Source organism: Desulfofundulus sp. (genome assembly GCF_049701015.1).
GTDB lineage: Bacteria > Bacillota > Desulfotomaculia > Desulfotomaculales > Desulfovirgulaceae > Desulfofundulus.
On record NZ_JBNATZ010000052.1, the window covers coordinates 1 to 12,967 of the forward strand.

Here is a 12,967-nt window from a genome sequence, read left to right on the forward strand (position 1 = left end):
GGTATCCACGAGACGCTCGAGATCCGCATTGGTAAGCACCCGTTCAGGTACGTAAATACCCGTGCCCCAGATCCCCACGGGCAAAATTTGACTGGACATTAATTTACCCCCACCTTCTGGTGTTCGGCGCTGTCTTCAATACTGCTCCGGATGGCGCTTACCAGTCCGGTTTCAACTGCTTCCCTGGCCCTTTTGATGGCGTTTTTAATTGCCCGGGCAGAGGAACTGCCGTGACAGATGATGGATACTCCATTGACACCCAGAAGTGGTGCACCACCATACTCTGCATAATCGATGCGCCTTTCAAAAGACTTTAAAGCAGAAATGGCCATAGCCGTACCCATTTTCGCCAGCCAGCTCCTGGTAACTTCCTCCTTGATCATTCCGAGCAGTGCCATAGCCAGCCCTTCTCCTGATTTTAAAACAATGTTCCCCACGAAACCATCGCAAACCACCACGTCTACCGTCCCGGAGAAAATATCCCGCCCCTCCACGTTGCCTATAAAATTAATTTTTGCCTGGCGCAGGAGGGGAAAGGTGGCCAGGGTCAGTTCATTACCCTTTGTTTCTTCTTCACCCACATTTAAAAGGCCGACCCGGGGCCGGGAAACGCCAAGAATTTTTTCGGCATACAGGGAACCCATAATGGCAAACTGCAACAGGTGGTGAGGTTTGCAATCCACGTTGGCTCCCGCATCTAAAAGAACGGTGACTCCCCCGCTCCGTGGTAAAAGACCGGCGATGGCCGGACGGTCAATTCCCTGGATGCGTCCCAAACCCAGAAGGGAAGCGGCCATGGCTGCTCCCGTGCTGCCGGCAGAAACCAGGGCTGCCGCCCGCCCTTCCTTAACCAGCCTGACAGCCTGCACAATGGAAGACTGCCGCTTTCTCCTGACCGCTACAGCCGGCTGTTCCTCCATAGAAATGATTTCCGGGGCGTGAAACACCTCAATTTGCTCCGGGATTAACTGGCCCAGTTCGGCCAGAATTTTATCCCGGTCCCCCACCAGGATAATCTCCTGGCGGTATGCCCGGGCCGCCTCGACCGCCCCCCGCACGATCTCTGCCGGTGCATGGTCACCGCCCATGGCGTCAACGGCAATTTTCACTGCCGCCAAACCTCCTCTGCTATGGCGAAGATAAGAAATTTTCCTTCCAGTACTACTTCGTTATTGACTTTTGAGGCAACCCTTACCATATATTTATTGCCTTTTTTTCGCCTCACAAACGCCCTTGCCACCACCCTCTCCCCGCTGAAGACCGGCCGCCGGAAACTTACCTTGGTGGTACCTGTAAGGGCAACCCCGGCCTCGCATAAAGCCACCGCCAGGGAGTTGGCCTGGGCGAACAAATAATCCCCCCGGACCACACGGGTACGTTTGACGGTCATCTCATCTGTAACGGTCAATATAGAAACACCAGATTTACCAATGTTCAGTTCCACCAGTTCACCCACCAGATCGGCTTCACTCAGAGCCCGGAGCTGGCCGTACACGCCACGGGCCACCTGTTCCAGACGTTCCCGCTTCTCCGGGATATGCAACTCACTGCGGTCCAGCCGGATTGTCTGCACGCTGACCCCGAGGATAGCGGCCAGATCCTCGTCAGTGAGAAAAGGGTTACCGCTAAGATAACGTGCAACCAGTTGCTGGCGCTTCAATTTTCCCGTATGACTCCTGGACATTGCCCATCACCAGAGTTTTAGCACCAGGTACTAATTTAAGTATAACGTAAATGCCAAAATAAAGCAACTCTTCCAGGGCAAAAAATTTTCCGGCCAGGCAGAAAAAATTTCCTGCCCGTACCGGATCTGCTGATTACTAATATGCCTTGTCGCTTAACTACCGGACCAGGGACGAGCAAACCCGTTTCGTCTCCGGTTTCAAGACAGTACCTACTGAACTTTCACCACTTCTTTTGCCTTATAATAACCGCATTCCGGACAGACCCGGTGAGGCAAAATCAGGGCATGGCACTGGGAACAACGCACCAACCCCGGCGCCTCTATCTTCCAGTGAGCCCGCCGCATTCTGGCCCTCCGCTTGGAAGTTCTCCTCTTCGGGACACCCATAAAACTCCACCCCCCTTTTTACCGGTTGACATCCTTGAACATGTCCTTGAGTACCATCAGGCGCGGGTCTACATCTTCCCCGGGACAGGAGCATTCAGCCACGTTCAGGTTCCGACCGCACCGGGGACAGAGACCGCGGCAATTCTCGTCACAGAGAAAGCGCATGGGCAATGCCAGCATAATGCTCTTCAAAACTTCCGGCGTAACATCCAGGACATCCCCGGTGAAAGGAATCCACTCCTGATATTCTTCCTCAGCCGGATCTACTACAGCCGCCTCTTCATTGTCTGCAGGATAATATACCTCGTTCAGTGTGGTTTCCACCGGCCAGCGAAAAGGCTCCAAACAACGGGCACAGCGGACCTCCAGCACACCTCTGACCTCTCCCTCCACCAGAAGGGCTTTCCCCGTATTGGTGACCTCCAGGGAAGCACGGACAGGACCGTTGAAGATCAACTTTTCTCCGTTGAATTCAAATTCCGGCAGTGGAGAAGAGAGTTCCACCTGGATGCTCTCCCCGGGGCTCTTTTTTAAATCCGACACATCAATCCGCATGTTAAGCACCCCTTAATTTAACAAAACTCATTATATAGGGGTGTCGTCCCTTTGTCAAGGAAATGCCTGGACAGCCCGGCTCCCATGGCATTAAAAATACCGCCGGTTGCCTAACCGGCGGTGCAACTGGCCGTCCCTGATCAGCGCAACGCCTCCACAATGGCTTCCCACTGGCAGTACTGTTCCACATTTTCCAGAGCCACCTTGATCCCGGTGGTATCCCCCGGCTTAAGACGGCGGGACAGCTGGCTGATCTTCTCAATGGTGGTATAGGTGTCGTAATGAACCAGGATCAAGGGGACTCCCTTTTCCTGCGCCCGGGCAATGACCTTGACATCGGGATAAAGGCCGCCTGTCAGGATCAGCACTGAAGTGCTGGTTTCCAGCGCGGCCAGGGCAACGTCGGCCCGGTCGCCGCCGAGGATCACCGCTTTATCCGCAGTACGGCGGAAATAGGTCAGGGCGCTTTCGGCAGTCATGGCCCCCACAACCACATCTTCCACCAGGCGCTTAAGATTTTCACTACCGGTAAGGATCTCCCCGCCCAGAACTTCGTAGTATTCTTCCACAGTAGGAGAAGCAATTTCCGGTCGGCGCGGGATTATACCCAGAGTACGGTATCCACGCTCCTCTAAAAGAGGCCTGTAAACCCCCTCGATCTTGGCCAGGAGAGGGCGGGGAATGTTATTAAAGATGTTCCCCAAAAGGTTAACCCCCGCCGCGGTGAAGCTGCGGTTGAAGAAGAGTGCCCGGTCAAAGCCAAAATCATTTTCAACGTTAAACACCAGCAATACATGAGCATTCAGTTGTCCGGCCAGGGTAATGTCGTCGAGCCCGCAGGCGGCGTAAGCGTAGGGGTAGACCGCCCCTCCGATAATCACAACATCGGCGCCCGCGGAGATCTGTTCGTAAGCTGCGCGAACCCTCGAAAGGGCATCCTTACAGCCGTTCCCCGACAGATAGGAAGGCCCGATCATCCGGGGTACCATCAATTCCAGAGGGACATCCATCCCCAGCACTTCACGCATTAAAACGGCATCTTCATCCACACGTTCAACTCCCCGGGAAGGGCTCCCGATGGGTTTGAAGTAGACGACCCGGAACCCCTCTTTTTGCAATTTTTGAGCCAGGCCCAGAGCGAGGGCCGTTTTACCGCTGGCCGGAGTACCCATAATGTACAAATTTTTCATCAGGACCACACCTCACGATATGGTAATTTTAATATCAAGGGCACTTAAGCCCTGGTTATAAACGAAGACGGGGTTAATGTCGATCTCATTGATCTCCGGAAAGTCCAGTACCAGCCGGGCCGTACGCCCGATGGCCTCCACCAGCGCCGGAAGGTCGGACGGTTTCTCGCCCCGGTAACCCCGCAGAAGGGTAAAGGCTTTAGTCTCAGAAAGCATGGTCTCAATCTCCCGCCGGGTTAAACCCTGGGCCAGTCGGAAGGCAACATCTTTAAGCAGGTTGACGTAGATACCACCCAGACCGCAGGCAATCATCGGGCCGAACTGGACGTCCCTGGTCATGCCGATGATAAGCTCCACACCCCCGGGCATCATTTTCTGTACCTCTATGCCGTAGACCACAGCCTGGGGCAGCAGGCGGTGGACGTTCTCCATAATTTCAATAAAACCTTTGCGTACTGCTTCCGGGGAATCAAGGCCGATTTTCACACCGCCCACGTCCGTCTTGTGAAGGATCTTGGGAGAAGCCACCTTGAGCACCACCGGGTAGCCCATCTTTTCGGCTTCCTCCACAGCTTCCTCAGGTGAGGTAACCAGGGATATGGGAGCTGCAGGGATGCCGTAAGCCCTGGCCACGGCTGCCGCTTCGCTGCCCAGCAGCACCAGGCGGTTATCCCGCATAACATCGTAAAATACGGCCTTCACCGTTTTCTTATCCACATCGGGGTAGACCAGATCACTTTCTCCCACCGGGGCATTGCGAAATTCACCATAACTGACCAGCCCGTTGATGGCTGCAATAGCAGGCTCAGGGAAGGTAAAGCAGGGGATGCCCGCTTCGGACATGAGCCGCGTACCCTCAGCCATGGATTCGCCGCCCAGGTAAACGCCCATAATCGGCTTGTGCGGGTATTTCTTCTGCAGTTCTATTACGGCCCGGGTGGTTTCCAGGGGCTGGGCCACGGCGGTGGGACACATCAGGACTACAACACTGTCCACGTTGGGGTCGGCCAGAACCTTCTCCATGGCGAAACGATAACGGTCCGCTCCGGCATCACCCAGCACGTCCACCGGGTTGTAAAGGGCGGCCTCGGCGGGTAAACCCCCGCGCAATTCTTCAATGGTTTCCCTGGTAAACCGGGCCATGGTCAGGGACCTGGCTTCCACATTATCCGTGGCCACGATACCCGGCCCTCCCGAATTGGTCACAATGGCCACCTTCCTGCCGGCCGGGACGGGACAGCGGGAAAAAGCGATGGCCAGCTCAAAGAGCTCGGTCATAGTCCGGGCGCGGATTACGCCGCATTGACGGAAGGCCGTATCGTAGGCCAGGTCGCTTCCCGCCAGGGCACCGGTATGGGAAGAAGCGGCCTGCGCACCTGCCTGGCTGGTACCGGATTTGAGTATGATTACGGGTTTTTTACGGGTGGCCTCGCGGACCACTTCCAGGAAACGGGGCCCGTCGGCCACGTCCTCCAGGTAACAGGCGATTACACGGGTATAGGGGTCCTCGGCAGCTTCGGCAATGAAATCGATTTCCGAGAGGTCCGCCTTATTACCCAGACTGACCATCTTGCTGAAACCCAACCCTGCGGAACGGCTCCAGTCCAGGATGGCAATCAGGGTGGCACCGCTCTGGGAGAGGAAGGCTATATCACCCTTCAAGGGGGAAGTCCTGGTAAAAGAAGCGTTGATAGGCGTATGGGTATCCATCATACCGACGCAATTCGGACCCAGCATCCTCATTCCATACTGACGGCAAATGGAGACCAGTTCTTTTTCCAGATCCAGGCCCTCTTTGCCGATTTCCTTGAACCCCGCGGTAACAACTACCAGGTTCCTGACACCCTTCTTCCCGCAGTCTCTGGCTACGTCAGGGGTTCTGGCCGCAGGGACAGCTATAACAACCAGATCCACCTGTTCCGGAATTTCCGTAACCGAGGGGTAAACTGCTAAGCCTTCAATTTCCTCCTCCCTGGGATTGACCGGATAAATCTTCCCCTGAAATCCCGACTCAATCAGGTTCTTTACGATGGAGTGACCTACTTTACCGGGTTTTTTTGAGGCACCAACGACGGCTACCGCATTCGGGTTATAAAAGTTAGTAAGCAGTCCCACATTTTCACCCCTCTTTGGAGCAAATTAAACGAAAACTTAAACATAATTATGCAACATTACAATACATACACATTTCTTTTCTTTCATTATAAAGGGGTGAAAAGTGTGAGTAAATAGAAACTCCGCCCATCAACCAAAATAGTAATTTTGTAAATTGAACGAAAATGAGACTTTAATGCTTTGTGGAACTTTTCAATAAAATTGAAAGTTACCTCTGAATAATCTTTGTTGAACGAAGCCTTTTTACTTTGTTACCGGCCACAGGTTGCGTAAATCTGCCGTTTTGAGAGCATTGAGAAAACGAATGTGCAGGTCGGGATATCTAACGAGCAGATCCGCCACAAGTTCCCTCATTTCCTGTCGCCTGGTCTTCCCACTGACGGGACAAGGATTTTTCAAAACGGGTAATTTTTTTTGACGGGCCATTTCACCCACATGTTCCTGAGTTAAATAAATTAACGGACGGATCATGGTAATACCGCTGCGGCTCAGGTAAGTAACGGGAGAGAAAGTGCGAAACTGCCCGGTGTAAAAAAGACTCATGAAAAAGGTTTCAATCACATCATCCAGGTGATGTCCCAGGGCCACTTTGTTGCACCCCAGCTCCAGGGCGGTATTGTTTAAAGCACCCCGGCGCAGGTTGGCACACAGGGCACAGGGGTTTTTCTCCCGCCGGATGTCAAAAACAACTTCGGCAATGTTGGTGGGTTTATAATAAAAAGGCACACCTTCATTTTCACAAAACTCCCGCAACACGTTGACTTCCATGTTCCAACCGGCATCCACATAGATCCCGTGCAGCGAATATTCAATGGGTGCCACCCGCCGTATAATATTCAGAGTGTGCAAAAGCACGCTGCTGTCCTTGCCCCCTGAAAGGCCAACCGCCACCCTGTCCCCATCTGAAATCATGCCGTAGTCTACGATGGCCCGTTTTACGCGGGTAACTACATACCGCTGAAACTCTTTGCTCAAGATTAAACCGCTCCTTAAATTTTCAAAAGTTAACCCTTGCGTGTATACACCCTAAATTATATTTGTCCTTACCGTCCTGTCAAAGGCAAATACACAACAGCGGACCCTGAGCAGGATTTTCAGTTTGTTATATAGAAAGAACGATACTGTCACATAATTACCCCGGGCGGTAGTCGTCTCCAGGCACTCTTTTTTCTTTCGTCTGAATATTCCTGGTAATCAGCTCGCGAAAGGTGTTGCAACTTTCCATGAACATAAAACAGCTGGAAGCCTTTTTACTGGTCGCTGAATTGCGCAATTTTACCAAAACAGCCGCACAGCTTGGGATGAGCCAGCCCGCGGTCAGCTTCCAGATTAAAGCGCTGGAGGAAGAGCTGGGCGTCACGCTTCTGGAGCGAAATGAAAAAAAGGTGCTGCTTACTGAAGCAGGAAGGCTTCTGTACCCGGAAATTAAACAGGTGGTACGCCACTACCGGAAGATCCGGGCCATGGTCAATGAACTCCAGGGCCTCAAAAGCGGTCATCTCATGCTGGGGGCCACCAGCATGCCTGCCGAATACCTGCTCCCTATTTTTATCGGCGGTTTCCGGGAACAGTATCCGGGAGTGCGTGTAAGCCTGCAGGTGGGCAACAGCACTACCGTGGCACGCTGGTTGCGAGACCGGGAGATCGACCTGGGTGTGCTCGGGACGGCAGCAGGCGGAGAAGGTATTGAGTACCACCCCTGGCTGGAGGACGAGTTAATTTTTATAGTCCCTTCCTGGCATCCGTGGGCAGGTGGCAATATCTCCCTTGAGGAACTGGTCCGCGAGCCATTGATAATCCGGGAAAGTGGTTCGGGTACCCGGCAGGCCCTGGAAGCCAAACTGGCAGAACATAACGTCACAGTGGAACATTTTCCCGGCATCCTGGAACTTGGCAGCAACCAGTCCATGGTGCGGGCGGTCCAAGCGGGGCTGGGGATAGCCGCGGTTTCCAGCCGCATGGTCCACGAATCCCTGGCCACAGGTAAAGTGGCCCGGGTAATAATCCCGGAGCTCCAAATCCGTTACCACCTTTATGTAGCCTGGCCCCACCAGGTAAGCAACGGCCTTTCAGCCACCATTTTCAAAAGTTTCCTCACAGACCGGGAGCTCTGTAACCGCCTGCTGGGAAATAAAGGCTGACAGAGATTGTGGCCGAAGCTGTTTTTAAATAACAATTGCCTGTTATAAATTTGTTAAAAGGGAGGAGCTTTTCCTCCCTTTTCCTATCATATGAGCGGAATATGGTGTCTTTTTGGAGAAACCTGAAACCAGGTTATAGTATAAAGTACCTCCGGAGGCAGATACTATACAGACGAGGTACAATATCCCTGATTCATCCGAAAAGCAGGTGCGGTTATGGCCAGATTTATCAAGCCACTCAGAGCCAGGTTAATGAACCGGGACAAGCAGACGGCAAGCCGGCTCAAAAAAAACAACCCTGAGGACACATCCTGGAAAGAACAGGTTTTAAGCCCGGACCTGGATGCCAACCTTAAAATGATCAAAACCATCCTGGACAGATGCAGTGACGTTGTTTACCGTGAATTTATCCTTGCCCAGAACGAGCAGATCAGGTTGGCCCTGATCTACACGGACGGCCTGGCGGACAAGAGTCAGGTAAGTGATCAAATAACAAAGGCACTGGCTCTGGAAGTGCCCATGGCCGTACCCGGCCGGGAAATCAGCAAAACCGGGGCTCTGGAATTCATCAAGCAGCGGGGGTTGTGTGTAAATGAACTCCAGCAGACCAGTAAGTTGCGAGATGTCATCCGGGCCATTCTTTCAGGGGACAGCGTCTTACTGGTGGACGGGCACGACATCGCCATTGTCAATGGTACAAAAGGCTGGGCTTCGCGCGCTATTACAGAACCGGAAGCGGAGCCCACGGTACGGGGGCCGCGGGAATCCTTTGTGGAAACACTGCGGACCAATACGGCCCTCCTCAGGCGTAAAATAAACAGCCCGAATCTGAAAATCGAGGTCTTAAAACTGGGTGAGATTACCAACACCGATGTGGCTGTCATCTATGTAGAAGGCATTGTCAACCCAAAGCTGGTCGCGGAAGTAAAAGACAGGCTGCTGGAAATAAAGGTCGACGCCGTCCTGGAAAGCGGCTACATAGAGGAACTCATTGAAGAGAATCCCTGGAGCCCTTTTCCCACGGTCAACCACACGGAAAAACCGGACCGGGTGGCAGCCATGCTGCTGGAAGGGCGGGTGGCCATCCTGGTTGACGGAACACCCTTCGCCCTGACAGTACCCAACCTGTTCGTGGAATATCTCCATGCTCCCGAAGACTATTACGAACGCTTCCTGTACACCACGGCTGTACGGGTGATCCGGTTTCTTTGCGTGATCGCATCGCTCACGCTTCCCGCACTCTATATTGCCGTGGTCAGCTTCCATCACGAACTGCTTCCCACCACGCTCCTGCTGAGTGTCGCCGGTCAGCGTGAGGCAGTCCCCTTCCCGGTCTTCGTGGAGGTGCTGCTCATGGAAATGACCTTCGAGATTTTAAGGGAAGCCGGCATACGCCTCCCGCGGCCCATCGGCCAGGCGGTGAGCATAGTAGGTGCCCTGGTCATCGGGGAAGCCGCCGTAAGGGCCGGCCTGGTGGCCGCCGCCACCGTCATTGTGGTGGCCTTCACCGGAATAGCTTCCTTTACCTTTACTTACAGTGCCAGCATCGCCTTCCGGTTGTTGAGGTTTATAATCATGTTCCTGTCAGCTTCCCTGGGATTATTTGGATTGATCAGCGGGCTGGCGTTTATCGGCATCCACCTGTGTACCCTGCGCTCCTTCGGAGTCCCGTATCTCTCCCCGGTGGTCCCCACAACGGGCGTTGATTTAAAAGATGTGCTCATCCGGGCACCACTGTGGTCCATGTTTACGCGTCCCCGGCTGATCGCCAGGCAGAATCAAAAAAGACAGGAGCAGGGGTTAAAACCTGCCCCGCCGGAAACCCGGCCGGAAGGTTGATGGTCTTATGCTGGAACAGGGTAAGATCGACAGCAGGCAGGCCACTTTATTGATGATAAGCATGGTTTTATCCACGGCCATCCTTACCGCTCCCGCGATTATCATGAAGCATGCCGCCCGGGACGCCTGGCTTTCCATCATCATCGCCACCATGGCGGGACTGCTGATAGCCAGACTGGTGACAGGCCTCGGGCTCCGGTTCCCGGGCCAAACCCTTTTTCAATATGCGGAAGAAATACTGGGCAGGGTGCCGGGCAAGGTGGTCGGCTTTCTGTACATCTGCTGGCTCCTTCACTCGAGTGCCCTGCTTACCAGGGAATTCGGCTCCTTCCTCGTTTCAGCCCTGATGCCCGACACACCGATCATTGTGTTTCACATTGTGGGGACTGCCGTGCTGGCCTATGCCGTCCGCAACGGACTCGAGGTGTTGAGCCGTTACAACCAGCTTTTCCTGCCCCTGGTTCTGGGGCTGCTGCTCGTCGTTTTCATCCTGGCAACTGAAGAAATGGAAATGACCAGGCTGTTGCCGGTTTTTGATAAGGATTTCGTCGCTATTTTGAAAGGGGCTGTTGTGCTTACCAGCTGGATGGGGGAAATAGTAATCTTCGCCATGATCATCCCTTATCTCAACCGGCCGGAGGCAGCCCACCGGGTGGCCGCCCTGTCGACTCTATTTACCGGCTTCTTCCTGCTGGTAACCGTAGTGGTGGTGCTGGCTATTTTTGGCCCCAACGTCTCGGCACACTGGATTTTCCCTACTTTCAACGCCGTAAGGGTGGTTTCCATCGCCAACTTCCTGGAACGGTTGGAATCAGTCATTGTGGCGGTCTGGATGCTGGGAGGTTTCGCCAAAGTGGGGATCTTCTACTACGCAGCCGTCCTGGGCAGCGCCCAGTGGCTGGAGTTGAAGGATTACCGGCCGCTGGTGCTGCCGGTGGGAGTGATCGTGGTGGCACTGTCCATCCTTATACACGAAGGTATCGTGGACATGCTCGATTTTATAGGCAGGGTGTGGCCATTCTACGCCCTCAGTATCTTTGAAGCAGGGATCCCGCTTCTACTGCTGGTGGTTGCCCTGGCCAGGGGAAAAGGAGGGAAAAGCTCCTGATTAAAAAAATCGCCATCCTCCTCATCATGCTGCTTCTCACCGGTCTTACAGAAGGCTGCTGGAGCCGCAAGGAACTGACCGAAGTGGCGATTGTGCTGGGAACGGGAGTGGACTGGACAAAGGAAGACAAAATAAGGCTGACTCTGCAAATTGCGAGGCCGGGTGCTTTTACTGCCGGCGGTGAAGCGGGCGGCAGGGGGAAAGAACCAGCCAGCTGGGTGGTTTCTGCGGAAGGCAGGACCATTCAGGAAGCGGAAAGATACCTGGCCATGAAGGTCCCCCGCGAAATATACTGGGGCCACAGCATCATCCTGGTCTTTGGAGAGGAAATGGCCAGAAAAGGAACGGCTATGGCCACCAATTTCTTTCAGCGGGACAGGCAGCCACGGGAAACCATGTGGGTTATGGTAAGCAAAGGTGAAGCGAAGGATTTTCTGGAAGCCTACTCCAGTCTGGAGAAGACATCGGCGCAGGCAGCGGGTTTTCTGGAAAGGATGAAAACCGGCTATTCCGTTCAACTGAGGGAACTGGCTGAAATGCTGGCCAGCAGGGGGGTGCAGCCGGCCGTCACCGCAGTGGAAGTCAAAGAGGCAGGGGTTACGCCGGAACCGGGCCGGGAGAAGAAGCCCCCACCCGAGAAACAGGTGGGGCTGGCGGGTGTGGCGGTATTTAAAGAGGATAAACTGGTCGGCTGGCTTAACCCCTACGAATGCAGGGGCCTAATGTGGCTTAAAGGCAAGATCATGAAGGGGGAGGTTACCGTACCCAGCCCGGGTGAGCCGGATAAGGATGTCTCCATCTGGATCCGCCGGGGGAGTACAAAAATTGTGCCGGCGTATGACGGGGAACACCTGCGGTTCGACGTGAAAATTAAAGTGGAAGGAGATATGGTGGAACAGCAAAGCCGCGAGGATCTGGCCAGGCCCGAAAAAATAAAAGCCCTGGAAGATGAAATGGCCGATGAAATTAAAAAACGGGCGTCCATCGCCCTGGAAAAAGCCCAGTACGAATACGGCGTGGATATTTTTGGTTTTGGCGAAGCCTTCCACCGGAAATACAAGAAGGAGTGGCGGAAGTTGAAATACCGATGGGATGAGGAATTCACCAGGGCAGACGTCAACATTGCCGTGGAAGCACATATCAGGGAAATCGGCCTGTTAACCAAACGGGCCAGCGTACCGGAAGAATAACCGGGGGGATGGAAAAAGTGGTCCTCATGCTGATCGTATTGTTTACCGGTATAATCCTTTTCGAAGTACCCGGCCTGGTGAAAAAGAAGATGTGGCGGGAACTGGCAGCCTTTTCGGTGTACCTGGCCATTGGCATGGCTTTGAGCATCCCGCAGGTACTGGGGGTGAAAGTGCCCAATCCTTCCAGAGCAATTGAAGCCCTATTCAAACCCCTGGCTGAACTGTTGAAGTGAAGCCGGCAACGGGTGCCCGGGGAGTCCCGGACCAACCCGGGACTCCCGGTTTTTGTCATATTTGCCCGGAAGGCCGTTTTTCAGGCTAAAACCGCTCCCTGGGAGTATAATGGGTGTGCAGAAGCTCGTGGGATTTGTGGCTCAAGGGCTCGCCCAGAAACTCCCTGTACAGGGCCTGTACGGCCGGGTTTTCGTGGGATTTGCGCAGCGGCATCTGCCGGTCGACCTGGTAGATGGCCGCGATACGCCTGGCCAGGGTATCGTTGTGCACGGGGGCGGGCTGGCCGCCGCCACCGATACACCCGCCGGGGCAGCACATGATTTCGATGAAATGGCACTCCTTTTCCCCGTTCACCACGGCATCCAGGAGCTTGCGGGCATTACCAAGCCCGTGGGCCACAGCTACTTTCAACTCCGTCCCGGCCAGGTTGACGGAAGCTTCCTTCACCCCTTCAAGCCCGCGGACCTCCTCAAAGTCCAGGGAAAACAGGGTGGCACCCGTAACCAGTTCATAAGCGGTGCGCA

13 protein-coding genes are annotated in these 12,967 nt (G+C 54.2%); 5 read left to right on the top strand and 8 right to left on the bottom strand.

What is annotated here, in order from left to right:
- Positions 1 to 98 precede the first annotated feature (98 nt).
- The 7 genes from plsX to ACPLUI_RS05115 all read right to left on the bottom strand — a co-directional run bounded on the left by plsX (position 99) and on the right by ACPLUI_RS05115 (position 6,906).
- Positions 99 to 1,109, bottom strand: a complete 1,011-nt coding sequence (plsX, locus tag ACPLUI_RS05085; RefSeq protein WP_424659190.1) for a phosphate acyltransferase PlsX — start codon at positions 1,107 to 1,109, stop codon at positions 99 to 101.
- Positions 1,106 to 1,684: a transcription factor FapR gene (fapR, locus tag ACPLUI_RS05090; RefSeq protein ID WP_424659191.1), complete on the bottom strand. Its 579-nt coding sequence runs from the start codon at positions 1,682 to 1,684 to the stop codon at positions 1,106 to 1,108. Before fapR ends, plsX begins: the two co-directional genes overlap by 4 nt.
- 210 nt (positions 1,685 to 1,894) lie before the next feature.
- On the bottom strand, positions 1,895 to 2,071 hold the full coding sequence (rpmF, locus tag ACPLUI_RS05095) for a 50S ribosomal protein L32 (protein WP_424659192.1): 177 nt from the start codon (positions 2,069 to 2,071) through the stop codon (positions 1,895 to 1,897).
- Positions 2,072 to 2,089: 18 nt separating this feature from the next.
- Positions 2,090 to 2,626, bottom strand: a complete 537-nt coding sequence (locus ACPLUI_RS05100) for a YceD family protein (protein ID WP_424659193.1) — start codon at positions 2,624 to 2,626, stop codon at positions 2,090 to 2,092.
- Positions 2,627 to 2,766: 140 nt separating this feature from the next.
- Positions 2,767 to 3,816, bottom strand: coding sequence for a phosphotransacetylase family protein (locus ACPLUI_RS05105; protein WP_424659194.1), 1,050 nt, complete (start codon positions 3,814 to 3,816; stop codon positions 2,767 to 2,769).
- 12 nt (positions 3,817 to 3,828) lie between these two features.
- Positions 3,829 to 5,931, bottom strand: coding sequence for an acetate--CoA ligase alpha subunit (acs, locus tag ACPLUI_RS05110; RefSeq protein ID WP_424659195.1), 2,103 nt, complete (start codon positions 5,929 to 5,931; stop codon positions 3,829 to 3,831).
- Between the two features lie 243 nt (positions 5,932 to 6,174).
- Positions 6,175 to 6,906 carry a tRNA 2-thiocytidine biosynthesis TtcA family protein gene (locus ACPLUI_RS05115; protein WP_424659196.1) on the bottom strand — a complete coding sequence of 244 codons (732 nt, stop codon included), beginning with the start codon at positions 6,904 to 6,906 and terminating at the stop codon, positions 6,175 to 6,177.
- A gap of 248 nt (positions 6,907 to 7,154) precedes the next feature.
- Between ACPLUI_RS05115 and ACPLUI_RS05120 the strand changes: the two genes are divergently transcribed.
- From ACPLUI_RS05120 to ACPLUI_RS05140, 5 genes are all read left to right on the top strand, one after another.
- Positions 7,155 to 8,072 carry a selenium metabolism-associated LysR family transcriptional regulator gene (locus tag ACPLUI_RS05120; protein ID WP_424659197.1) on the top strand — a complete coding sequence of 306 codons (918 nt, stop codon included), beginning with the start codon at positions 7,155 to 7,157 and terminating at the stop codon, positions 8,070 to 8,072.
- Positions 8,073 to 8,288: 216 nt separating this feature from the next.
- Positions 8,289 to 9,911: a spore germination protein gene (locus tag ACPLUI_RS05125; protein ID WP_424659198.1), complete on the top strand. Its 1,623-nt coding sequence runs from the start codon at positions 8,289 to 8,291 to the stop codon at positions 9,909 to 9,911.
- Between the two features lie 7 nt (positions 9,912 to 9,918).
- Positions 9,919 to 11,019, top strand: coding sequence for a GerAB/ArcD/ProY family transporter (locus ACPLUI_RS05130; protein ID WP_424659199.1), 1,101 nt, complete (start codon positions 9,919 to 9,921; stop codon positions 11,017 to 11,019).
- A 14-nt stretch (positions 11,020 to 11,033) separates the two neighbouring features.
- The gene (locus ACPLUI_RS05135; RefSeq protein ID WP_424659202.1) at positions 11,034 to 12,209 is read left to right on the top strand and encodes a Ger(x)C family spore germination protein; all 1,176 of its coding nucleotides are present in this window, start codon (positions 11,034 to 11,036) and stop codon (positions 12,207 to 12,209) included.
- 8 nt (positions 12,210 to 12,217) lie between these two features.
- Positions 12,218 to 12,442: a hypothetical protein gene (locus ACPLUI_RS05140; protein WP_424659200.1), complete on the top strand. Its 225-nt coding sequence runs from the start codon at positions 12,218 to 12,220 to the stop codon at positions 12,440 to 12,442.
- A gap of 85 nt (positions 12,443 to 12,527) precedes the next feature.
- Here ACPLUI_RS05140 and ACPLUI_RS05145 read toward each other — a convergent pair.
- Positions 12,528 to 12,967 (bottom strand): iron hydrogenase small subunit (locus tag ACPLUI_RS05145; RefSeq protein ID WP_424659201.1); only part of this gene is annotated, 440 nt, incomplete at its 5' end.